This window comes from Pseudoalteromonas sp. A41-2, from assembly GCF_015767615.1.
GTDB lineage: Bacteria > Pseudomonadota > Gammaproteobacteria > Enterobacterales > Alteromonadaceae > Pseudoalteromonas > Pseudoalteromonas lipolytica.
Genome location: NZ_CP065231.1, coordinates 572,341 through 594,567, shown reverse-complemented (window position 1 = coordinate 594,567; position 22,227 = coordinate 572,341). Strand labels below are relative to the sequence as shown.

General features: G+C 42.3%; 19 protein-coding genes and 1 pseudogene. 14 read left to right on the top strand and 6 right to left on the bottom strand.

Annotated features, from left to right (window positions below; genetic code table 11):
• Positions 1–363: 363 nt before the first annotated feature.
• Both mltF and IT970_RS02850 read left to right on the top strand, forming a co-directional pair.
• A complete protein-coding gene (gene mltF, locus IT970_RS02855; RefSeq protein ID WP_036970988.1) occupies positions 364–1,839 on the top strand; it encodes a membrane-bound lytic murein transglycosylase MltF in 1,476 nt (491 codons plus the stop codon).
• A 103-nt stretch (positions 1,840–1,942) separates the two neighbouring features.
• On the top strand, positions 1,943–2,116 hold the full coding sequence (locus IT970_RS02850; protein ID WP_162898022.1) for a hypothetical protein: 174 nt from the start codon (positions 1,943–1,945) through the stop codon (positions 2,114–2,116).
• Here IT970_RS02850 and tadA read toward each other — a convergent pair.
• A pseudogene (gene tadA / locus IT970_RS02845) lies at positions 2,117–2,616 on the bottom strand (tRNA adenosine(34) deaminase TadA).
• A 230-nt stretch (positions 2,617–2,846) separates the two neighbouring features.
• On the opposite strand from tadA, the gene IT970_RS02840 reads away from it, so the two are divergent.
• The gene (locus IT970_RS02840) at positions 2,847–4,151 is read left to right on the top strand and encodes an inosine/guanosine kinase (protein ID WP_075594081.1); all 1,305 of its coding nucleotides are present in this window, start codon (positions 2,847–2,849) and stop codon (positions 4,149–4,151) included.
• A 6-nt stretch (positions 4,152–4,157) separates the two neighbouring features.
• On the opposite strand, the gene glsB is transcribed toward IT970_RS02840, so the two are convergent.
• The 5 genes from glsB to ftsY all read right to left on the bottom strand — a co-directional run bounded on the left by glsB (position 4,158) and on the right by ftsY (position 9,953).
• Positions 4,158–5,078: a glutaminase B gene (gene glsB / locus IT970_RS02835; RefSeq protein WP_036970994.1), complete on the bottom strand. Its 921-nt coding sequence runs from the start codon at positions 5,076–5,078 to the stop codon at positions 4,158–4,160.
• A gap of 92 nt (positions 5,079–5,170) precedes the next feature.
• Positions 5,171–6,034, bottom strand: coding sequence for an RNA polymerase sigma factor RpoH (gene rpoH / locus IT970_RS02830; RefSeq protein WP_036970997.1), 864 nt, complete (start codon positions 6,032–6,034; stop codon positions 5,171–5,173).
• A 238-nt stretch (positions 6,035–6,272) separates the two neighbouring features.
• Positions 6,273–7,259 carry a permease-like cell division protein FtsX gene (gene ftsX / locus IT970_RS02825; RefSeq protein ID WP_065978123.1) on the bottom strand — a complete coding sequence of 329 codons (987 nt, stop codon included), beginning with the start codon at positions 7,257–7,259 and terminating at the stop codon, positions 6,273–6,275.
• Positions 7,256–7,933, bottom strand: a complete 678-nt coding sequence (gene ftsE / locus IT970_RS02820; RefSeq protein WP_075594080.1) for a cell division ATP-binding protein FtsE — start codon at positions 7,931–7,933, stop codon at positions 7,256–7,258. Before ftsE ends, ftsX begins: the two co-directional genes overlap by 4 nt.
• 55 nt (positions 7,934–7,988) lie before the next feature.
• The gene (gene ftsY, locus IT970_RS02815) at positions 7,989–9,953 is read right to left on the bottom strand and encodes a signal recognition particle-docking protein FtsY (RefSeq protein ID WP_196857587.1); all 1,965 of its coding nucleotides are present in this window, start codon (positions 9,951–9,953) and stop codon (positions 7,989–7,991) included.
• A 211-nt stretch (positions 9,954–10,164) separates the two neighbouring features.
• Between ftsY and rsmD the strand changes: the two genes are divergently transcribed.
• The 11 genes from rsmD (at position 10,165) to purD (ending at position 22,137) form a co-directional block, all read left to right on the top strand.
• Positions 10,165–10,782 (top strand): 16S rRNA (guanine(966)-N(2))-methyltransferase RsmD, encoded by a 618-nt coding sequence (gene rsmD / locus IT970_RS02810; protein WP_036971010.1) that lies wholly within the window; start codon positions 10,165–10,167, stop codon positions 10,780–10,782.
• A gap of 145 nt (positions 10,783–10,927) precedes the next feature.
• Entirely contained in the window at positions 10,928–11,143 is a 216-nt protein-coding gene (gene rpsU / locus IT970_RS02805) for a 30S ribosomal protein S21 (RefSeq protein ID WP_002957797.1), read from the top strand.
• Between the two features lie 21 nt (positions 11,144–11,164).
• Complete coding sequence (locus IT970_RS02800) at positions 11,165–11,611, top strand: GatB/YqeY domain-containing protein (protein WP_036971016.1); 447 nt, start codon at positions 11,165–11,167, stop codon at positions 11,609–11,611.
• 135 nt (positions 11,612–11,746) lie between these two features.
• The gene (dnaG, locus tag IT970_RS02795) at positions 11,747–13,498 is read left to right on the top strand and encodes a DNA primase (protein WP_036971774.1); all 1,752 of its coding nucleotides are present in this window, start codon (positions 11,747–11,749) and stop codon (positions 13,496–13,498) included.
• 123 nt (positions 13,499–13,621) lie between these two features.
• Positions 13,622–15,475 carry an RNA polymerase sigma factor RpoD gene (rpoD, locus tag IT970_RS02790; RefSeq protein WP_036971019.1) on the top strand — a complete coding sequence of 618 codons (1,854 nt, stop codon included), beginning with the start codon at positions 13,622–13,624 and terminating at the stop codon, positions 15,473–15,475.
• 66 nt (positions 15,476–15,541) lie between these two features.
• A complete protein-coding gene (gene prmA, locus IT970_RS02785; protein ID WP_036971022.1) occupies positions 15,542–16,423 on the top strand; it encodes a 50S ribosomal protein L11 methyltransferase in 882 nt (293 codons plus the stop codon).
• A 260-nt stretch (positions 16,424–16,683) separates the two neighbouring features.
• The gene (dusB, locus tag IT970_RS02780; RefSeq protein ID WP_036971025.1) at positions 16,684–17,655 is read left to right on the top strand and encodes a tRNA dihydrouridine synthase DusB; all 972 of its coding nucleotides are present in this window, start codon (positions 16,684–16,686) and stop codon (positions 17,653–17,655) included.
• Positions 17,656–17,676: 21 nt separating this feature from the next.
• Positions 17,677–17,967 carry a DNA-binding transcriptional regulator Fis gene (gene fis / locus IT970_RS02775; RefSeq protein ID WP_002957804.1) on the top strand — a complete coding sequence of 97 codons (291 nt, stop codon included), beginning with the start codon at positions 17,677–17,679 and terminating at the stop codon, positions 17,965–17,967.
• Positions 17,968–18,329: 362 nt separating this feature from the next.
• Complete coding sequence (gene purH, locus IT970_RS02770) at positions 18,330–19,916, top strand: bifunctional phosphoribosylaminoimidazolecarboxamide formyltransferase/IMP cyclohydrolase (protein ID WP_036971028.1); 1,587 nt, start codon at positions 18,330–18,332, stop codon at positions 19,914–19,916.
• A gap of 96 nt (positions 19,917–20,012) precedes the next feature.
• On the top strand, positions 20,013–20,834 hold the full coding sequence (locus tag IT970_RS02765) for a class I SAM-dependent methyltransferase (RefSeq protein ID WP_196857773.1): 822 nt from the start codon (positions 20,013–20,015) through the stop codon (positions 20,832–20,834).
• A 16-nt stretch (positions 20,835–20,850) separates the two neighbouring features.
• The gene (purD, locus tag IT970_RS02760) at positions 20,851–22,137 is read left to right on the top strand and encodes a phosphoribosylamine--glycine ligase (RefSeq protein ID WP_036971033.1); all 1,287 of its coding nucleotides are present in this window, start codon (positions 20,851–20,853) and stop codon (positions 22,135–22,137) included.
• The last annotated feature ends 90 nt before the right edge of the window (positions 22,138–22,227 follow it).

The window sequence follows — 22,227 nt, the reverse complement described above, 5'->3', positions numbered from 1 at the left end:
CGGGGTTAGGGATTGAACGATATTTTAGGCGCGTATTATATACCCAAACCACCTCGAAATGCGAGTTTCAGTTGGAATTAAACGCGATTTAGGCAAGGTATTGATTGCAAAGAATAGTCACCCCCTTATTAAAATCAATTACGCCGTATAAATGCGAGTTTCAGTTGGAATTAAACACAATGAAAGCTGTTATAAATCTTCACGTTGATAGGCTCACCAGTCGTCATAATACAGACCCTTGTTATAGTTGATAAAATAACGATAAGGTCGCTCATAATTTTTGTTAGTACTATTCGCCAAGTGACGCAGCAACGAAGTTTTGCTATAACGGTAAAGTAATGTATTAAGGGGCATTTATTTTTTATGCAAAAGTTACTCGCTATTTTTAGCCTAGTGCTCATGTTGTGCGCGTGTGATATGCAACAGCAACCATCGCAATTAGCGCAAATCAAAGCACAAAATAAAATTAGAATTGGCACATTAGCGGGTGCGAGTAATTATTACCAAGCCCCTCAAGGCGTACAAGGTTTCGAATATGAATTGGCGCAAGAGTTTGCTGACTACGTCGGTGTTGAGCTTGAAATGGTGCCATTTTTTAATTTATCCGACATGTTTGCTCGCCTCGAAAGTGGCGATTTAGATGTGATTGCATCGGGTCTTACCTACAATACAATTCGCGCGCAGCACTACCGATTCGGCCCGACTTACCGCACAATTAGTCAAAAGCTTGTTTATAAACAAGGGCATGTTCGTCCTCGTGAGTTTGCAGATTTAACAGGTAACCTAACCGTACTCGCCAAAAGCAGCCATTCCTTAGCGCTGCAACAGCTAAAGCAACTTCATCCCAATCTAACTTGGCACGAAACAGAAGACATGGATGAGGAAGAGCTACTACAGGCGGTGATTGATAATGAAATAGATTACACACTGGCTGATTCACACACGTTATCGTTGTTTAGACGCTATCACCCTAATTTGAGTATTGGCTTTTCAGTAACAAGAAATGACCCAATAGCTTGGCTACTCAGAAAAGATGGTGATGATTCTTTATACGCTTTGATGGTGCCTTTTTTCGGCGAGGTAAAACAAAATAATCAGTTATACGTCCTCGAAGAAAAGTATTTTGGCCATGTAAGGCAGTTCAATTATGTAAATACACTGGCATATATTGAGGCCATAAAAGAAACCTTACCCAAATACCAACCGTGGTTTGAGCAGTATGCAGGCAATATTGATTGGCGCTTGTTAGCAGCCCTCAGTTACCAAGAATCGATGTGGAACCCTAAAGCAAAATCGCCCACCGGAGTGCGTGGTATCATGATGCTTACACAAGCGACTGCGAAACAAGTGGGTGTAACAAATCGCTTAGCCCCAGAGCAAAACATCAAAGGGGGCGCCGAATATTTAGCTCAACTCATTTCATGGATCCCAGAACGCATCCCACAGCCTGATCGTACTTGGTTTGCATTAGCCTCTTACAATGTCGGGTGGGGGCATGTAAATGATGCGAGAATTATCACAGAACAAGAAGGCGCGAGCCCTGATAAATGGGCTGATGTAAAAAAACGCTTACCGCTGCTCATTAAAAAGCGTTATTATCGTCAAACTAAATACGGTTACGCGCGTGGCGATGTTGCCGTGAAGTATGTTGATAATATTCGCCGTTACTACGATGCTTTGGTTTGGTTGGATGAAAATGATGCGATTGCCAATCCAAGCACCGAAGAAAACATTGAAGAACAACCCGTCATTTCGCCTGAGTTAGATGAAAATACGGCTCAACCAGCTGACACTCAACAACAAACCAGCTCTGAACAGCAAAAGCCAGATAACAACTAGCCTAAAGCCAGAGAAACCTGTTTACTTGTCATCAAATGATCATTATCTTCTAGTATTGATGGAATGGACAATGTCATGCTTTACTCTCACTTAAGGAGCACACATGTTAAAAAGAAGACGTACCACACATAAGTTCAAACGGAATGTTATCTATTCGACAGCGACTCGCCGTCGTATTATGTTACGCAATACCCACAAAAAAGTTATTTGGCGTCGTCGTTTATTCGCGATGCAATTAATGGAAGCACAGGAAACTCCTGCAACGCCAGTTGTTTAACTAGGCGTTGCGAGCAGCGAGTTTAGCCGCTTTTTTCTCTTCTCTGCGGCGTTTAAAAAATGCCGAAATTACAGCCCCACATTGCTCAGCCATTATCTCACCGGTTACTTCAACCTGATGATTAAGACGCGGTTCTTGCAGTAAGTTCATAATAGACCCAGCCGATCCTGTTTTTAGCGTCTTTTGCGCCGAATACCAGACGCTTAATTCGGCTATGAACTAATAGCCCTGCACACATAGAGCAAGGCTCTAAAGTGACATATAAAGTGCAATCAATAAGCCGATAATTATTAAGTGCCTTACCTGCTTCACGAATAGCCATCATTTCGGCATGAGCAGAAGGGTCGTTATCAGTAATTGAGCGATTATACCCATACGCTATTAATTGATTGTCTTTGACTAATACCGCCCCCACAGGAATTTTCATTAATGTTTCCCGCCTCATTTGCATAAGCGAGGGCTTTTTTCATCCAGTATTCGTCGCTATATTGTTCGCTCATAAATCACACAAAACTTGTAAACTGCCTGTAATTATACCTAGTTAGTCGATAAAAAGGGCGATAATTAAGACTACACTAAAAAATTAAAGTAAATTTTAATGGCTTTATCATGGCTCAATGAACCTATATTGCGCTATAATCTCGCGCTTTTTTTATTTAGCTAATAGCAATTCAACTAGGTAAATTTGTTGATTTACACTTTGCAATTGATATCAATACACGGGTAGCAAATGAAATTTCCTGGACGCCGCAGGCATAAACATTATTTTCCAGTGGAAGCCAAAGATCCACTAACAAATCAACTGAACTCAACCGAGCGGCTACAACGTAGTTATATAACGGGTATCGATCAAATAGTTGTCGATATTGAAGCGAAAGTTGATCAAGCTTTCCTCGATGAATTTCAATTGCGCCGTGGCATGTCACAGGTAATTGATAGCGACATTACCAATGCATTATATGACCGCCTAAAGCTTGACGATATGATCGATTACGAGTTCGCAGGTGGCACCATCGGTAACACGATGCATAACTACTCAACACTTGCTGATGATCGCTCTGTGTTGTTAGGTGTAATGAGTGAAAACATTAAAATTGGCAGCTATGCGTACCGTTTTTTATGTAATACATCAAGCCGGGTTGATCTAGATTATTTACAACCTGTTGATGGCCCAATTGGTCGCTGTTTTACACTGATTGATGAAACTGGTGAGCGCACCTTCGCGATAAGCGCAGGTTTAATGAATCATCTACGTCCTGAATCAATTGATAAAGAGTTAATTGAAAATTCATCAGCACTTGTGATCAGCGCATACTTAATGCGTACCCAAGGTGATGAAACCATGACTGAAGCAACCATGCAGGCAGTTAAATATGCCAATGATGCAGACGTGCCAGTGGTATTGACTCTAGGCACTAAATTCTTAATTGAGCAAGACCCTTTATGGTGGGCCGACTTTGTTAAAAAGCATGTCGATATCTTAGCAATGAATGAAGAAGAAGGCCTTGCGATTACAGGCTTCGAAGACCCACTTCTTGCGGCAGATAAAGCACTTGATTGGACCGACTTAGTGATTTGTACTGCAGGTGAAAAAGGCTTGTTTATGGCCGGTTATGTTGACGAGCAATTTAAACGCGAAACAGAGTACCCGCTGCTACCAGGCGCTATCGCTGACTTTAATCGCTATGAATTTTCGCGTGCAATGAGAAAAGACGATTGTCAAAACCCAATCCGTGCATACAGCCACACTGCCCCATTCATGGGCGGCCCTGATAGCATTAAAAACACCAATGGCGCGGGTGATTGTGCACTCGCTGCTGTGCTACATGATTTATCTGCAAATGTGTACCACAAGCTTAATGTTGCTAATTCGGCGAAACACCAGCAACCAGCGATGACTTACTCATCACTGGCGCAAATTAGCAAGTATGCCAACCGTGCGAGTTATGAAGTTCTCGTACAGCACTCTCCGCGTCTATCGCGTGGTTTACCTGAACGTGAAGATTGTTTAGAACAAGTATACTGGGATCAGTAATACTCATTAAAAAATCGAAATATCCAGTTTCTGGGATAAACGCTCAAGGGCGGCTATCCCAGCCACTGAGTTACCGTATGAGTTTAAACGTGGTGCCCACACAGCAACTGTAAACTGATTAGGTAAAACGGCTAATATTGTGCCCGATACCCCTGATTTTCCGGGCATCCCAACACGGTAACCAAAATCTCCCGCCGCATCATATAAACCACTGGTAAACAGCAACGAATTAAGCTGCTTATTTTGTCTTGTACTCAGTACTTTATTACCCCGAGTGTCTTTGCCTTGGTTTGCAAGATAATTATACGCTTTAGCGAGCTCCACACAGTTAAGCTCAATGGCACAAAAATTAAAATAAGCCCACAAAACATCATCGACTTCATTATTAAAATTACCAAATGATTTCATTAAGTGTGCCATAGCGGCATTGCGATGACGAAACTCATACTCTGAATTAGCAACTTTTTTATCTATCACAACCGATGGATTGCCTGACAGTTGACGAAAAGATTCAAGCATCGAGTGCATTGGCGCTGAAAGTCGGCTGTATAAGGCATCGCAAGTCACGATGGCTCCAGCATTAATAAACGGGTTTCGGGGAATACCCTGCTCAAACTCTAGCTGAGTGAGCGAGTTAAATGCAGTACCAGAAGGCTCTTTGCCCACGCGTTGCCAAAGTTCATCACCATAACGCTGCAGTGCAAGCGTTAATGTCATCACTTTAGACACAGACTGAATGGTAAAGCGAGCACGGCAATCACCAGCGCAAAAAGTGTGACCATCGACTGTATGAATAGCAATTGCAAATTGGTTTGGTTCAACATCCGCAAGTGCAGGAATGTAGTCTGCCACTTTGCCTTGACTCAATAATGGCTGAACTTCTTTGGTAATTTCATTAAGTACGTGTTGGTAATCAGTATCTGGCATACTGCATCCTTAAAACAGAAAACCCCGCATTTGCGAGGCTTTATAGTAGAGATAACTCTGAAGTCCGAGCTCTTAATTAGCTCGTGACTCCATTAGCTCATGGCTGTTTGCAGTTTTTTCATCGCTGTTTTTTCTAGCTGGCGAACACGCTCTGCTGACACGTTATACTTTTCAGCAAGCTCTTGCAGGGTTGCTTTATCATCAGCTAACCAACGAGCACTTACGATATCTTGCGAGCGTTCATCAAGCGTTTTTAATGCACTAAATAAACGTGCATGCGACTGTTCTTGCCATTGCTGCTCTTCAATATCGTCAGCAAGGTCAGCACTGCCATCAGTTAAATATTGTACTGGCGAGTAGGTGCTTGTAGGTGCATCGTCATTGTCGTCACCCGTTAAATCAAAGCCCATATCTTGGCCACTCATACGCGATTCCATCTCACGTACTTCTTTTTCACTAACCCCTAGCTCGTTAGCAACAGTGCTAACCTCGGCTTGGTTAAACCAACCTAAACGTTTTTTGTTTTTACGTAGATTGAAGAATAGTTTACGTTGCGCTTTTGTCGTTGCAACTTTCACGATACGCCAGTTTTTTAGTACGTATTCATGAATCTCCGCTTTAATCCAATGTACAGCGAATGAAACTAAGCGTACGCCGACGCTCGGGTCAAAGCGTTTTACAGCCTTCATTAGACCGATGTTACCTTCCTGAATTAAATCAGCTTGCGGTAAACCATACCCTGAATAGCTTTTTGCAATGTGAGCTACAAAACGAAGGTGCGACATAATGAGTTGCTTCGCAGCATCAAGATCACCTTCTTCCTGAAGACGTGTCGCTAACTGCTTTTCATGCTCGGCATCAAGCATTGGAATCGTACTGACAGCTTGAAGATAGCCGTCCATACTCGCGCTTTGTTGACCTGCAGTAAGTGCCATTGCGTATAAATCTTTACTCATTTTTCACCTCAGTGATAAACATTTGAAACCATCTTAGCACTCTTTAAGCGAGAGTGCTAACTTCAATTAAAAACTTTTTTAACGTTCAAATCAAGTGGTTTTTGTATCTATTTTTAGTCTACGCTAACACGCTGAATATGCGGTGAATTCTAGCTTTAATTGAAAGAGCGATAAATTTATTACTGCTTTTATTTAGTGCTAATAAAGCAGTGTAACAACGAATTGTTACACTTTATTGTTATACTTTATCGGGTTCTATTTCTTTTATATATCTATTTACAGACAAATACGAGCCGACAAAACCAAGCCCCGTTGCAAGTGCAACTAAAATGGCAAATTCAGATAACGTCAAACCGATTAAATTAAAACGGCTGCCATAAACTCCCGCGACTTCGCTCACCGCTGCACCTAGCCACCACATCATCAAAGCAACACAAATAAATGAAAATAGTCCACCGATAATGCCATACCAAATACCCGTCCATAAAAATGGCGCATGTATAAATGCATTTGTTGCCCCCACTAATTTCATAACTTGGATCTCTTCCTTTTTATCCATGATAGATAAACGAATCGTGTTTCCAATGATCAAAGTCACCGAGGTTAATAATAGTAAAGCAATGGTAATGACGCTCTCTTTTAATAAGCTTAACAGTGCGTTTAAGCGCTCAAGCCATGCAATATCCAGTTTACCAAAATCAACTTCACGCTCATCTTCAAGTTTTTTTAGTAACTGTTCAGCAGCATTTGGCTGACGATACCGTGCCGTCGGTGTCACAATAACAACATCGGGCAGTGGATTCGCATCTAAGTATTCTAATGCTTGTCCAAATCCTGACACCTGCTTAAATTCAACAAGCGCATCTGCTTTAGAAATAAACTCAACTTTATCGATTTCAGGGTAAAGCGCTAAACGTTTGACTAATGTTTGTGTTTGTTGCTCTGTCATAGACTCTTTAACAAACAACGAAATTTCAGCGGCATCTTCAAACCCACTGCTTACCTGAGACACATTTTTCACGACTAAATACAAGGTCGCTGGTAACGTTAAGCTTAGCCCTAATACCGCAATAGTCATCAAGGAGGCAAGTGGCGTGCGCCACATTTCACCTAAGCTATGCACACCTTGACGGATTAAGTTAATAAAAAAGAAATACGGCGCCGCTAGAATTGATTTCTGCTGACGATCATTGTGACTGGCTCTACTTTTAAATAATAGGCTCATAGCGCTCCCTCAGCTAATGGATCCTGGATCATACGTCCATCTTTAAGGGTTAGGCTGCGATAGCGCATCCGTGCAATTAAACCAATATCATGGGTGGCAATTAACACCGTCGTACCATGATTATTAAAGTCTTCGAATAAGCGTAAAATATCCATTGAAAGTTCGGGGTCTAAATTACCGGTCGGTTCATCAGCTAACAAAATAGGCGGTGAATTTACGATAGCCCTCGCAATTCCCACACGTTGTTGCTCGCCTCCAGATAAAGTCGCAGGGTTACATTTGGCTTTATCAAGTAAGCCCACTTTATCAAGCGCACCATGCACACGCTTTGCAATTTGTTTATGGTGTGTGCCTTCAATAATCAACGGCAAAGCGACATTATCAAATACCGAATAGCGTTCTAACAAACGATGGTTTTGAAAAATAATCCCTATATCACGGCGTACATAAGGAATTTGACGAGACTTAACAGCATTTAAATCAATATCATTAATTAGTACTTTGCCAGCCGATGGACGTTCCATCAAACTAATCAGCTTTAATAATGTACTTTTACCTGCGCCACTATGCCCAGTTAAAAAAGCCAACTCGCCTGACTTAATATGAAAACTGACTTTTTCCAGCGCACGGTGACCGCCGGGGTATGTTTTACTGACTTGCTGAAAATTTATCATTTTAGTTATCAATCATCTTGCAGCTGAAAAGGGAGCATGCTCCCTTTTTTATGAATTATACGTCGTCCTCATCTTGGCTAAACAACGCATCAATGAAGTCATTACTATTAAAAGTACGCAGGTCGTCGATTCCCTCGCCAACGCCTATGTAACGAATTGGAATATTAAACTTATCTGCCACAGCAAAGATAACCCCCCCTTTTGCTGTCCCATCCAGTTTAGACAAGGTAATACCCGTTAAGCCAACACATTCATTAAATAGTTTTACTTGGCTAATAGCATTCTGCCCCGTGCCCGCATCAATTGTTAGCATGACTTCATGCGGCGCATCTGGGTCGATTTTCTTCATTACACGCGCTATTTTTTCAAGCTCTTGCATGAGGTTATCTTTATTTTGCAAGCGCCCTGCTGTATCCGCGATTAATACGTCTACATTACGAGCTTTCGCCGCTTGAAAGGCATCAAACACAACCGATGCACTGTCTGCACCAGTATGCTGTGCAATAACAGGTATACTGTTACGCTCGCCCCACACTTGTAATTGCTCAACCGCGGCGGCACGGAAAGTATCCCCCGCAGCCAGCATGACTGATTTGCCTTCATTTTGGAATTGCTTAGCAAGCTTACCAATGGTCGTGGTTTTACCCACCCCATTTACACCCACCATTAAAATAACAAACGGTTTTTTATTTTCTGGCACAGTTAATGGCTGCTCAGCTGTCTTTAACATTGCGGCCATTTCTTGCTTCATTAGCTCGTAAAGTGCATCGCCATCTTTAAGTTGTTTTCGATCGGCTGCATCTGTTAGGTTATCAATCAACTTCATGGTTGTATCGACACCTAAATCAGCCGTTAATAGCTGTGTTTCTAACTCTTCGAATAGCTCATCATCAATTTTTTTACCACTAAAAATAGAGGCAAAGCCCGAGCCAATATTAACGCGAGTTTTTAATAAGCCTTTTTTAAGGCGGGCAAAAAAGCCTTCCTTTTTCGGTTTATCAGTAACTTGCTCTGTTTTTTCTTTTTCAATACGAGCTTGTTCTATACGCTCAGCTTCTGCTTTTTCTGCTGCAATACGTTCCTGTTCTACACGCTCAGCTTCTGCTTTTTCTGCTGCAATACGTTCCTGTTCTACACGTTCAGCTTCAGCTTTTTCTGCTGCAATACGTTCCTGTTCTAAACGTTCAGCTTCAGCTTTTTCGGCTGCAATACGCTCTTGCTCTAAACGTTCAGCTTCAGCTTTTTCTGCTGCAATGCGTGCTTGTTCTACACGTTCAGCTTCAGCTTTTTCGGCTGCAACGCGTTCTTGTTCTACACGTTCAGCTTCAGCCTTTTCTGCTGCAATGCGTTCTTGTTCTACACGTTCGGCTTCAGCTTTCTCGGCTGCAACACGTGCTTGCTCTACACGTTCGGCCTCTGCTTTTTCTGCTGCAACGCGTGCTTGTTCTACACGTTCGGCTTCAGCTTTTTGTGCTGCAATTTGCTCTGCTTCACGCTGCACCTGTTCAGCTGCAATACGCTCTTGCTCTAACTTCATGGCCGCTTCTTGCTCTGCAAGACGCGCTTGTTGCTCTTGACGACGTTGCTCTGCTGCTTGCTGTTCTGCAGCGATACGTTCAGCTTCAGCCTTTTCTGCCGCAGCGCGTTCCTGCTCTATGCGCTCAGCTTGTGCCTGTTCCGCTGCAATACGTTCTTGTTCTAACTTCATGGCCGCTTCTTGCTCTGCAAGACGCGCTTGTTGTTCTTGACGACGTTGCTCTGCTGCTTGCTGTTCTGCTGCGATACGTTCAGCTTCAGCCTTTTCTGCTGCAATGCGTTCTTGTTCTACACGCTCGGCTTCAGCTTTTTCTGCTGCAATACGTTCCTGCTCTAAGCTCGCCGCTTGCGCTTTTTCAGCTTCAATACACTGTTGTTCTTCTAATTGCTTTTGGTTATCAGCCTCATTTGCTGTTTGCTCTGCTTGTTGTTTTTCTGATTTGCCAAAACCAAACCAAGACAAGAATTTACTTTTTTTTGCCATACTTGCTAATAACCACTTATAAAAATCTGATAAACTTACATGAATAATAGTTTGGTGATAGTTCAGCTATGCTCAGCCAAACCGAAACGGGTACCATCTATCGCTAAGGTCGCAATACTACCATTTTTAGCGCAGTAGAAAAATGACACACCAGCTATTGCTTGCAATATTATCTGAGCTGGGGGTCAGTTACCAATAATTAGTGAGTTAAATGAGAAAAAAATCAACAGCTAACCGCCAAGTAAACGCTAGCAATAATAAATCAGCAAATGGCTTTATCCGTATTATTAGCGGACAATTTCGTGGCAGAAAACTTCCTGTTAAAGATGTACAAGGTTTACGTCCAACGACTGATCGCATTAAGGAAACCGTGTTTAACTGGTTAATGCAAGATACGCGTGATGCAGCGGTCCTTGACTGCTTCGCAGGTTCTGGCGGGTTAGGATTCGAAGCGTTGTCACGCTTTGCTAAACGTGCTGTATTTTTTGAGCTTGATAAAAGTGCTGCATCTCAACTTATACAAAATATAAGCACCCTCAAACTTGAAAATGCCACAATTAAACAGGGCGATAGCCTCGCATTATTGGCAAATAATTCGCTAGATGAGCAGTTTGATCTTGTTTTTGTTGATCCGCCATTCCGACAAAATTTAGCTGAAAAAAGTTGTTTATTACTCGAATCAAATCAATGGTTAACTGAGCAAGCGTTGATTTATGTGGAAGTTGAAAGTGAGCTAACCAGCTTCACTCCCCCAGATAACTGGCTGCTTTTAAAGGAGAAATCTGCAGGGCAGGTAATTTGTCGTTTGTATCAACGAGAGCCAAATTAATACTGTTTAGCCGCCTCAGTTTCTGTTAATATTATTCTTTACATGTGGTGTTGCTTCGGATTACAATACCGCACCATTTTTGAACCACTTGATCGTTATTCGATCAACTTGAGCAACGCTCATTATTTAGGTAGGTGAATTTTTAATGCCAGTAATTAAAGTAAGAGAGAACGAACCGTTTGACGTAGCACTTCGTCGCTTCAAGCGTTCATGTGAAAAAGCAGGTATCCTTTCAGAAGTTCGTCGTCGCGAGCACTATGAAAAGCCAACAGCTGAGCGTAAGCGTAAAAAAGCTGCTGCAGTAAAGCGTCACATGAAGAAGCTTTCTCGCGATAACGCACGTCGCGTTAAATTATACTAATCAGTATTTGGTCTTGTATAAATGAGCCTTTTATTAACGCTAAAAGATGCGCAAAAAGATGCGATGAGAGCAAAAGACAAAGACCGTCTTAAGCCAATCCGCATGGTACTTGCTGCAATCAAGCAACGTGAAATTGACGAGCAAATCACGCTAGACGACGACGGAATTACCGCTGTTTTAGTGAAGCTTGTAAAACAACGTCGCGACTCTTACACCCAGTATATTGATGCGGGTCGTGAAGATTTAGCAGAAATTGAAGCCAATGAGATTAAAGCTCTTGAAGAATTCTTACCTCAACAATTGAGTGAAGAAGAAATCATTGCTCTTATTGACTCGGCTATTGCTGATACAAACGCAGCAGGTATGCAAGACATGGGTAAGGTAATGGGAGTAATCAAAAGCAAAGCCGAAGGTCGTGCCGATTTAGGTAAGATTTCTGGCTTAATCAAGCAACGATTAACTGCCTAACCCCCACATACAGACGTATGATTCAAGCAAACCGAGCCTAGTGCTCGGTTTCTTGTTTTTAGTCTTTCATAAAGAGAGTAATTGTGTTCAAATCTCACTTTAGAACGCAAAAATAGCGCAGGAAAAACAACAGCTATGGCCGGAAAAATCCCTCGACAATTTATTGATGATTTGCTCGCACGAACAGATATTGTTGAGCTAATTGATTCAAAAGTTGGCCTAAAAAAAGCCGGGAAAGACTACCAAGCATGTTGCCCTTTTCACAACGAAAAAACCCCGTCATTTACTGTTTCTCAAGATAAACAGTTTTACCACTGCTTTGGTTGCGGAGCGAATGGTAATGCCATTTCGTTTGTCATGGAATACGACAAATTAGAGTTTGTTGATGCTATTGAAGAGCTGGCTAGTATTCTAAATTTAGACGTACCACGTGAGCAAGGCACTAGTTCAGGTCCACAGCGTACCGCTGAGCAAAAACGTTCCGATTACGATTTAATGCTTCATGCCGCCCGTTTTTATCAGCACCAATTAAAACACCATAGCAACTCAAAAGCGGTAATTGATTACATAAAAGGCCGTGGCCTAAGCGGTGAAACCGCTAAAAAGTTCATGATTGGTTATGCGCCAAGTGAATGGGAAGCACTGTGCCAGCAATTAGGCCGAAATAAAGAGCAAAAAGAGCAATTAATTGAGCTAAAACTCGCGTCTGAAAAGTCGCCGGGTCGCCAATTTGACTTTTTTCGTGATCGGCTCATGTTTCCTATTCGTGATAAGCGAGGCCGGGTTATTGCCTTTGGTGGTCGCGTGATGCAAGCCGATCAAGGTCCAAAATACCTTAACTCTCCTGAGACACGTATTTTCCACAAAGGTTTTGAGCTTTATGGTCTATACGAAGCTAAACAAGCACATAAGAAACTTGAACATATTTTAATTGTTGAAGGGTATATGGATGTGGTTGCCTTAGCAGAGCAAGGCATTGAATACGCTGTAGCAGCACTTGGCACAGCAACCACAGCTGAGCACATGCACACCTTGTTTAGAACCACTGATAAAGTGATATGCTGCTATGATGGTGATAGAGCGGGTCGTGATGCAGCATGGCGCGCACTCGAAAATGCCCTGCCTTATTTAGCTGATGGCAAATCACTTCAATTTGTCTTTTTACCTGACGGTGAAGACCCCGACTCATTGGTACAAAAAGAAGGAAAAGAGGCATTCGAAGCACGCCTAGCAGAGGCCGATGATTTCAGCAAAGTGTTGTTCAGCAAGCTAAGCCAAGAGATTGACCTAACGAAAGACGCTGGCAAAGCAAAGTTACTCAGTGATGCCTTACCTTTAATCGAAAAAATACCGAGTGAATTTTACCAAGAAAATATACTGGAACATTTGGGCCGATTAATTGGTCGTACACGAGAGCAATTGAGTAATCGGGTTAAAACCCCGAAGCAGCAACATGCAATTGAGCGTAAATTTAAAATAACGCCGATGCGTCAAGCTATAGGTATTTTATTGCAGCATCCGAATCTAGCAACGAGCATCGCTTACATGCCTGAACTTGCTGAAATGAAAATTGCCGGCATTGAGCTATTTTTACGGATACAGCATTTAGCACGTGAACGACATGGTATTACAACCGCGCAAATCTTAGAATCGTTCCGAGATAGCGCTGAATATGATGCATTAGTGAAATTAGCAACTTGGCAGCATCAAATAAATGACGATCGTTTAGAGACAGTTTTCAAAAATACTTTTAAATTTATTGAAGACCAGTGTTTAAATTATCGACTAGAGACCCTATTAATAAAAGACAAGACCCAAGGCTTAAGCAGCGAAGAACGGCTAGAATGCCACTTACTGACGCAAGCGTTAAAAGGCAGCAACAGCTAGTCAGAATTGAATAAAGCTGTTATACTGTGCTATTCACTGCGTCTAGTTAGTTTTCGTGTCGCTTATTTTTTAAGCGAGCTGGCGCCTGTTGTATCAACTTTCAGAGTGGAAGAAAAAATCTCTATGGATCCAACTCCTCAGTCACAATTAAAGCTTCTGATTCAAAAAGGTAAAGAGCAAGGTTATTTAACTTTTGCAGAAGTTAATGATCACCTTCCACAAGACATTATCGACTCAGATCAGGTAGAAGATATCATTAGCATGATTAATGATATGGGTATCAAGGTAAGTGAAAACGCGCCTGATGCCGATGAATTAATGATGCAAGAAACAACGACAGACGAAGACGCAGCAGAAGCCGCGGCCGCTGCACTTGCGACTGTAGAAAAAGAGATCGGTCGAACGACTGACCCTGTGCGTATGTACATGCGCGAAATGGGTACTGTTGAGCTACTTACACGTGAAGGCGAAATTGTTATCGCCAAGCGTATTGAAGAAGGTATCAACCAAGTTCAGATTTCTGTTGCTGAATACCCTGAAGCAATTACATATCTACTCGAGCAATGGGACAAGTTTGAAGCAGAAGAAATGCGCTTAAGCGACATTATTTCTGGTTTCTTTGATCCTAATAATGAAGACGAATCACAAATTTCTGCGACTCACATCGGTTCAGATCTAAATGAAGAGCAGCTCGACGACGAAGACGACGATGACGACGACGACGACGATGATGACAGCGATGATGATGCAGATGGTGACACAGGTCCAGATCCTGAAGAAGCACGTGTCCACTTCGAACATTTGCGTGAGCTTTACAATAAAGCACGCGATACATTCGAAGCAAAAGGCCGCTCACACCCTGATTCACAAGCTGCTATTTTTGAAATCGGTGAACTGTTTAAAACATTTAAACTAGTTCCTAAACAGTTTGATCGCATGGTAAACAACATGCGTGAAATGATGGATCGCGTTCGTGTACAAGAACGTCTTATCATGAAGCAAGCTGTACAAATTGCGAAGCTACCAAAGAAAAACTTTGTGAAGCACTTCGCTAACAACGAAACAGACACTGCTTGGATTGATCTTGAAATTGCTGCAAACGAGAAGTACTCAGTAGCACTTGAAGAAGTAAAACCAGAAATAATTCGTTGTATTAGCAAGTTATCTGCAATTGAAGAAAGCACAGGCTTAAGCATTGAGCGTATTAAAGATATCAACCGTCGTATGAGCATTGGTGAAGCTAAAGCGCGCCGTGCAAAGAAAGAAATGGTTGAAGCCAACTTACGTCTTGTAATTTCAATTGCTAAAAAATACACCAACCGTGGTTTACAATTCTTAGACCTTATCCAAGAGGGTAACATTGGTCTAATGAAAGCGGTTGATAAGTTCGAATATCGCCGTGGTTATAAGTTCTCTACTTATGCAACATGGTGGATCCGTCAAGCAATTACGCGTTCAATTGCTGACCAAGCGCGTACCATCCGTATTCCTGTGCACATGATTGAGACGATCAACAAGTTAAATCGTATCTCTCGTCAAATGTTACAAGAGATGGGCCGTGAGCCGAGCCCAGAAGAGTTAGCTGAGCGCATGTTAATGCCTGAAGATAAAATTCGTAAGGTACTTAAAATCGCTAAAGAGCCAATTTCGATGGAAACTCCTATCGGTGATGATGAAGATTCGCACTTAGGTGACTTCATTGAAGATACAACCATTGATTCGCCAATTGATTCTGCAACAATGGAATCTCTTCGAGGCGCAACCAATGACGTATTAGCAGGTCTAACAGCACGTGAAGCTAAAGTACTGCGTATGCGTTTCGGTATCGACATGAACACCGACCATACTTTAGAAGAAGTAGGTAAACAATTTGACGTAACACGTGAACGTATTCGTCAAATTGAAGCGAAAGCGTTACGTAAATTACGTCACCCTTCTCGCTCAGACTTACTAAAAAGCTTCTTAGATGCTAAATAAATAGCATTATTAATATATTAACTAAAAGGCCGCTGTTGCGGCCTTTTTTCTATTTGAGAGACGACCATGGCTTGGATCCAAATTCGCATAAATGCAAACGCTGATAATGCCGAGATGATCAGCGACTTACTTATGGACACTGGCAGCGCATCGGTTACTTATGTTGATGCGAAAGACACTCCTATTTATGAACCAAAACTTGGTACAGTACAACTGTGGGCTGATACCACGGTGATTGGTTTATACGATGCTAATCATGATATGGACAGCGTCGTAGCCGTACTTAAGGCTGAACCGACGCTCGCTGACAAACTCGTATACAAAATTGAGCAACTTGAAGACAAAGACTGGGAACGTGAGTGGATGGATAACTTCCACCCGATTAAGTTCGGTGAGCGCTTATGGATTTGTCCAAGCTGGCGTGATATTCCAGAACCGGATGCTGTCAATGTATTGCTTGATCCTGGTCTTGCTTTTGGCACGGGCACACATGCAACGACAGCGCTATGCTTAAAGTGGCTAGAAAGCCAAGATTTAACCGGAAAAACGGTCGTCGACTTCGGGTGTGGCTCAGGTATTTTAGGAATTGCAGCGATCAAATTAGGTGCTGAACGTATGATCGGCATCGATATTGATCCTCAAGCAATTGAGGCCAGTCGCGATAATGCTGAGCGCAATGGTGTTGCAGACAAGCTCGAAGTGTATTTACCTGAAGATCAACCTGATTTTAGTGCTGATGTGGTTGTTGCGAATATCTTAGCACAACCTCTTAAAGAGCTTCATGAAGTCATTTTGGGACTATTAAAGCCCAACGGTAAAATTGCTATGTCGGGTATTTTAGAGGAACAAGCACAATCTGTTGCCGATGTTTACGCACCGTTTTTAGCACTTGACGAGATTGCTGTTGAAGGTGAATGGACACGTGTTAGTGGTACCAAAAAGTCATAATACACATCTGAACATTTAATAGGTAAAGCCAGTATTTAACAGGCTTTACCTTATTTTTACACTCTTCAATTTGTTATCTATTTTCACGCGAATTTTTTTCTGGTTAAATAACAAACAAATCAACCCGCCCGTCAAACTGTTATCAAAAGTCAATACAAAATAGGCAAAAAAAAGTCACTTTTGTTCAATTTATAGCCTTTGATTTTTGCAAAAAAAGCCGTAAACTTAGCGCCCCTTGAAAAGAGGCCTATTGAATAACAGTGCGTATCGGTTCATACCAACTTGAGAACAACGTAATTGTCGCGCCAATGGCAGGCATTACAGACAGACCATTTAGACAACTTTGCCGTCGCTTAGGTGCGGGGCTTGCGGTATCTGAAATGCTCTCGTCAAACCCAAAAGTGTGGAAAACCGAAAAGTCGATGAACCGTATGGATCACAGCGGTGAATCGGGTATTCGCTCGGTGCAGATTGCCGGAGCCGATCCTGAGCTTATGGCACAGGCTGCACAATTCAATGTTAGCAACGGTGCACAGATCATAGATATTAATATGGGGTGCCCAGCTAAAAAAGTGAATAAGAAACTCGCAGGCTCAGCCTTATTACAGTTTCCTGAATTAGTGGAAGAGATACTCGATGCAGTTGTTAATGCTGTCGATGTCCCTGTCACCTTAAAAATCCGTACTGGATGGGATCAGGATAACCGTAATGGTGTCGAGATTGCGAAAATAGCTGAACGTTATGGCATTGCTTCTTTGGCTGTACATGGGCGTACGCGCGCATGTATGTACAAAGGTGAAGCAGAGTACGCCACGATTAGGGATATTAAACGTTCAGTGTCGATCCCTGTCGTTGCCAATGGTGATATTACATCACCAGAAAAAGCAAAACAGGTTTTGGATTATACGGGTGCAGATGCCATTATGATTGGTCGAGCCGCCCAAGGTCGCCCTTGGATATTTAGGGAGATAGACCACTATTTGCGAACTGGAGAACATTTGCCAGCACCTGAAATTGCAGAGGTGCGTAGCATTTTGATGGAGCACTTAGCAAACCTTCATCAGTTTTACGGTGAGCCAATGGGAGCGCGTATCGCTCGTAAGCATGTATCTTGGTATTTGCAAACCCATGACAGTGACGGTCAGTTTAGGCGAGTATTTAATGCGTTAGATAACCCACAGGCACAAGTCGACGCATTAGAGCAATACTTTAAAACACTAGCAGCTAACTAAGAAAGAAAGAGACATATAACGATGTTCGAACAAAACGTGACTTCTCCATTTATCACAAACCCTCATGTACAGTCACACGAGAAACCACAGCCGTTGCGTGATGCAGTGAAAAAAGCGGTTCATCACTACTTGAAGCAACTTAATGGTCAAGACGTACAAGACGTATACGACCTTGTTCTTTCTGAGCTAGAAGCACCATTACTTGAAGAAGTAATGACGTACACGCGTGGTAACCAAACTCGTGCAGCAATCTTACTAGGTATCAACCGTGGTACTTTACGTAAGAAGCTTAAAAAATATGGCATGAACTGATACCAGTTGTATTGAAACCGTAATCATTCTAACGAGCTAAATAAGTCCCTAACTGCGTTAAAAATTTCTTATGTAGAATAACTACACTGCAAAATTTTTGCCTTGTTATTGACTTATTTCTCTGTCGTTATAATTGCTTACTAATCCAATACAACTGGTATAGAAGTTTTTTAAGAACTGGTATATAAGTTTTTAAAGAGCTGATATAAAAGTTTTGAATAAAAAGCACCTTAGGGTGCTTTTTTTATAACCGTTAAAAACTATGCAAATTCCTCACGCTTAAAACATCGTTTTCTCAGCAATATTCAGTTAAAATACCGCCTTTCTAAGCTAGCTCAAACATTGAGGTAATCAAAACTACAATGGATACACATCGTCCAATTCGTCGCGCACTATTAAGTGTGTCAGATAAAACCGGTATCGTTGAATTTGCTCGCGCTCTTGAAGCTCAAGGCGTAGATATTTTATCAACAGGCGGTACTTGCAAATTACTTGCTGATAATGGCATTAAAGTCACTGAAGTATCTGACCATACTGGTCACCCTGAGATCATGGATGGTCGCGTAAAAACACTTCATCCAAAAATTCATGGCGGCATTCTTGCGCGTCGCGGCCAAGATGAAGATGTAATGAGCGAGAACAATATCTCTGCTATCGATATCGTTGTAGTTAACTTATACCCCTTCGCAAATACAGTTGCGAAAGAAGACTGCAGCCTTGAAGATGCAATTGAAAACATTGATATCGGCGGTCCAACAATGGTGCGTGCTGCAGCGAAAAACCACAAAGACGTGACTATCGTTGTTAATGCGAAAGACTATGACCGTGTAATCAGCGAAATGCAAAGCAACAATGGCTCAACAACGTATAAAACACGTTTTGACCTAGCGATTGCTGCGTATGAGCACACAGCACAATACGATGGTATGATTGCAAACTACTTCGGCAAAATGGTTCCTGATTATACAGAGGAAGCTGCTGAAGAAACTAAATTCCCTCGTACAATCAACATGCAATTCACTAAAAAGCAAGACATGCGCTACGGTGAAAATTCACACCAAGATGCTGCTTTCTATGTTGAAAATGACGTTGCAGAGGCATCTGTTGCAACTGCAGTACAACTTCAAGGCAAAGCATTATCATTCAATAACATCGCAGATACGGATGCTGCATTAGAGTGTGTTAAAGAATTCGACGTACCCGCCTGTGTTATCGTAAAACATGCGAACCCATGTGGTGTGTCTATCGGTGAAAATATTCTTGAAGCTTACGACCGTGCATTCAAAACTGACCCTACATCAGCATTTGGTGGCATTATTGCTTTTAATAAAGAGCTAGATGCAGACACAGCCGAAGCGATTGTTTCTCGTCAGTTCGTAGAAGTTATCATTGCTCCTAAAGTATCAGAAGCTGCAGCACAGATCGTTTCAGCTAAACAAAACGTACGTTTATTAGAATGCGGTGAATGGTCTGCCAAGACAACAGGTCACGATATCAAACGTGTTAATGGTGGTATCTTAGTTCAAGACCGTGATTTAGGTATGGTAACCGAAGGTGACCTTAAAGTTGTTACTAAGCGTCAGCCTACTGAGCAAGAATTAAAAGACTTATTATTCTGCTGGAAGGTTGCAAAATTCGTTAAGTCAAACGCAATTGTTTACGCTCGTGACGGTATGACTATTGGTGTAGGCGCCGGCCAAATGAGCCGTGTTTACTCAGCGAAAATTGCAGGAATTAAAGCAGCTGATGAAAACCTTGAAGTAAAAGGCTCTGTAATGGCATCTGATGCATTCTTCCCATTCCGTGACGGTATTGATGCAGCTCGCGACGCTGGTATCACAGCGGTTATTCAACCTGGTGGTTCAATGCGCGATGAAGAAGTTATCGCGGCAGCTGATGAAGCGGGTATGGCAATGGTATTTACTGGTATGCGCCATTTCCGCCACTAATTACATAAAGGGTTAAGCAAATTGTTTAACCCTTTTTGTTTGCTACTAATTCACGTATTCTGATTATTAATAACCCTAAAAATGAAGGAATAGATGATGAAATTTGCCGTAAAATCGCTACTTGTTGCAAGCCTAGCACTTGCATCTGCACACGCACTCAGTCACAGCCATGAATCAGCGCTTACAAGTGCTGTACAATCAAGTGAACGTGACGCTAAAAACAGCGCGCGCGATACATATCGCCACCCTATTGAAACCCTTGAATTCTTTGGTTTCAAACCGACAATGACAGTGGTAGAAATTGCCCCTGGTGGTGGTTGGTACAGCGAAATCTTAGCGCCGGCTGTAAAAGGTCATGGCGTCTATTACGCGGCACATTTCCCAGCTGATTCAGAAGTCGGTTATTATCAACGTTCATTAGCGGGTTTTAAGAAAAAGATGAGCGATGATGCACGTTTTAGTGAAGTAAAACTCACTGAATTTGCTCCCATTACTCACCTTGATATTGCCCCAGCCGGCAGTGCTGACTTAGTACTCACATTTAGAAATGTACACAACTGGTACATGGGTAAAGAGAAAGAAGGCACCTTAAGTGCATTTAAAGCATTTTATAAAGCACTTAAACCTGGTGGCACACTAGGCGTTGTTGAACATCGCCTTCCTGAATCTCGTAGTGATGACGATCAGAAATCTTCAGGTTATATGAAACAAAGCTATGTGATTGATATTGCAAAACAAGCAGGCTTTGAACTGGTAGCAACTAGTGACATTAATGCAAACCCACTCGACACAGCAGATCACCCTAAAGGGGTATGGACATTGCCACCACGCTTAGCGCTTGACGAACAAGACGCTGCAAAATATAAAGTGATTGGTGAAAGTGACCGCATGACGCTGAAGTTTAAAAAACCGCTTTAAATAGGATTATTTCGCCATGAATGTACTTGTCATCGGCAGTGGCGGCCGCGAACACGCACTTGCGTTTAAGGCTGCTCAAAATAGTAAAGTAAACACGGTATTCGTTGCGCCAGGTAATGCTGGTACGGCACTAGAGCCAAAACTTGAAAACGTTGCAATCAATGTTGAAGACCTTGAAGGTCTTGTTACGTTTGCAAAAGAAAACGCTGTAGAGCTCACCATTGTAGGTCCTGAAGTGCCATTGGTACTGGGTGTTGTTGATACATTCCGTGAACACGGTCTTGCTATCTTCGGCCCTACAGCTGGTGCGGCACAACTGGAAGGCTCAAAGTCATTCACGAAAGACTTTTTAGCACGACACAATATTCCAACAGCTGATTATCAAACATTTGAACAAATCGACCCTGCTCTTGCTTATTTAAAAGAAAAAGGCGCTCCAATTGTTGTTAAAGCAGACGGCTTAGCGGCAGGTAAAGGCGTTATTGTTGCAATGACTGAGAGCGAAGCTGAAGAAGCTATCCGCGACATGCTTGCAGGTAATAGCTTTGGTGAAGCGGGTAGCCGTGTGGTTATCGAAGAGTTCTTAGAAGGTGAAGAAGCGTCTTTCATCGTCATGGTTGATGGTAAAAACGTATTGCCATTCGCCACAAGCCAAGACCACAAACGTGCTTACAATGGCGATAAAGGTCCAAACACTGGCGGTATGGGTGCATACTCACCTGCCCCCGTTGTTACAGATGAAATTCACCAACGTGTTATGAATGAAGTGATCAACCCTACGGTTGAAGGTATGGCGCAAGAAGGCCACCCTTACACTGGTTTCTTGTACGCAGGTTTAATGATCACTGCAGACGGTACACCAAAAGTGATCGAGTATAACTGTCGTTTTGGTGATCCTGAAACACAACCAATGATGCTGCGTTTGAAATCAGATCTTGTTGAATTAATTGAAGCGGCTAACCGTGAAGAATTAGATAAAACAAGCATTGAATTTGATCCGCGTGCAGCAGTGGGTGTTGTTCTTGCAGCGAAAGGTTATCCTGGTGATTACCCGAAAGGTGATGCAATTAACGGTTTACTTGTTAATTACCCTGAAGGCGAAAAGGTATTCCATGCTGGCACTAAGCAAGATGGTGATGCGGTTGTAACCGCGGGTGGTCGCGTATTATGTGCAACCGCACTAGGTAATACGGTAACCGAAGCACAGCAACGCGCGTATAAGCTAGTTGAGCAAATCAGCTGGGATGGTATGGAGTATCGCACCGACATCGCTTACCGTGCTATTGCACGTGAACAGCATTAAGGTCGAACCTGTACCCTTGTGAAAAAAGCGCAGTTTAACTGCGCTTTTTTAATGCTACACTGTAGTAAAGTATTAATTTGTTAAAGAACC

Excerpts from the sequence above, each read along its gene's own strand:
- ftsE (WP_075594080.1), bottom strand. The coding sequence starts at position 7,933 with ATGATAAATTTTCAGCAAGTCAGTAAAACATACCCCGGCGGTCACCGT.
- mltF (WP_036970988.1), top strand. The coding sequence starts at position 364 with ATGCAAAAGTTACTCGCTATTTTTAGCCTAGTGCTCATGTTGTGCGCG.
- ftsY (WP_196857587.1), bottom strand. The coding sequence starts at position 9,953 with ATGGCAAAAAAAAGTAAATTCTTGTCTTGGTTTGGTTTTGGCAAATCA.
- prmA (WP_036971022.1), top strand. The coding sequence starts at position 15,542 with ATGGCTTGGATCCAAATTCGCATAAATGCAAACGCTGATAATGCCGAG.
- IT970_RS02765 (WP_196857773.1), top strand. The coding sequence starts at position 20,013 with ATGAAATTTGCCGTAAAATCGCTACTTGTTGCAAGCCTAGCACTTGCA.
- rpsU (WP_002957797.1), top strand. The coding sequence starts at position 10,928 with ATGCCAGTAATTAAAGTAAGAGAGAACGAACCGTTTGACGTAGCACTT.
- IT970_RS02850 (WP_162898022.1), top strand. The coding sequence starts at position 1,943 with ATGTTAAAAAGAAGACGTACCACACATAAGTTCAAACGGAATGTTATC.
- glsB (WP_036970994.1), bottom strand. The coding sequence starts at position 5,078 with ATGCCAGATACTGATTACCAACACGTACTTAATGAAATTACCAAAGAA.
- dnaG (WP_036971774.1), top strand. The coding sequence starts at position 11,747 with ATGGCCGGAAAAATCCCTCGACAATTTATTGATGATTTGCTCGCACGA.
- IT970_RS02840 (WP_075594081.1), top strand. The coding sequence starts at position 2,847 with ATGAAATTTCCTGGACGCCGCAGGCATAAACATTATTTTCCAGTGGAA.
- fis (WP_002957804.1), top strand. The coding sequence starts at position 17,677 with ATGTTCGAACAAAACGTGACTTCTCCATTTATCACAAACCCTCATGTA.
- ftsX (WP_065978123.1), bottom strand. The coding sequence starts at position 7,259 with ATGAGCCTATTATTTAAAAGTAGAGCCAGTCACAATGATCGTCAGCAG.
- rpoH (WP_036970997.1), bottom strand. The coding sequence starts at position 6,034 with ATGAGTAAAGATTTATACGCAATGGCACTTACTGCAGGTCAACAAAGC.
- IT970_RS02800 (WP_036971016.1), top strand. The coding sequence starts at position 11,165 with ATGAGCCTTTTATTAACGCTAAAAGATGCGCAAAAAGATGCGATGAGA.
- purH (WP_036971028.1), top strand. The coding sequence starts at position 18,330 with ATGGATACACATCGTCCAATTCGTCGCGCACTATTAAGTGTGTCAGAT.
- purD (WP_036971033.1), top strand. The coding sequence starts at position 20,851 with ATGAATGTACTTGTCATCGGCAGTGGCGGCCGCGAACACGCACTTGCG.
- rpoD (WP_036971019.1), top strand. The coding sequence starts at position 13,622 with ATGGATCCAACTCCTCAGTCACAATTAAAGCTTCTGATTCAAAAAGGT.
- rsmD (WP_036971010.1), top strand. The coding sequence starts at position 10,165 with ATGAGAAAAAAATCAACAGCTAACCGCCAAGTAAACGCTAGCAATAAT.